Origin of the sequence: Aureimonas sp. AU12, from assembly GCF_001463705.1 — a bacterium.
Classification (GTDB): Bacteria; Pseudomonadota; Alphaproteobacteria; order Rhizobiales; family Rhizobiaceae; genus Aureimonas.
Genome location: NZ_BBWH01000069.1, coordinates 1 through 540, shown reverse-complemented (window position 1 = coordinate 540; position 540 = coordinate 1). Strand labels below are relative to the sequence as shown.

Annotated in this window: 1 protein-coding gene; it reads right to left on the bottom strand. The window is 68.1% G+C overall.

Features of this window, described 5'->3' with window-relative positions; translation table 11 throughout:
* A partial coding sequence (locus AUL33_RS21365) for an S-adenosylmethionine synthetase N-terminal domain-containing protein (protein WP_280137848.1) occupies positions 1-540 on the bottom strand: 540 nt, incomplete at both ends.

Here is a 540-nt window from a genome sequence, read left to right as displayed (position 1 = left end):
CCGAGGTCAGCGTCTCGTCCATGTGCTGGGTCGAGAGCACGATCGAGACGATGTCGGCGGGTGCCCCGTCCGCATAGCGCACGGTGACCTGGCTCTTGGCGTCGGGGCCGAGCTTGCCGGCCTCGCCCTCGCCGGCCTTGCGGGCGATCGTCAGGCGCTCGAGGATCTTGTGGGCGTAGAAGATCGGCGCCGGCATCAGGTCGGGCGTCTCGCGGCAGGCGTAGCCGAACATGATGCCCTGGTCGCCGGCGCCCTCGGTGTTCTTGTCGCCGCCCGCATCCACCCCTTGCGCGATGTCGACCGACTGGTCGTGCAGCAGCACGTCGATCTTGGCGGTGCGCCAGTGGAAGCCGTCCTGCTCGTAGCCGATCGCCTTCACCGCCTTGCGCGCGGCCGACTTCACCTTCGACTTCATCTTGGCCGGGTCGATCGAGCAGCGGATCTCGCCGGCGATGACGATCCGGTTCGTCGTCGCCAGCGTCTCGCAGGCGACGCGCACCAGCGAGGCGTCCATGCCCGACTTCTTCGCCTCCTTGTAGA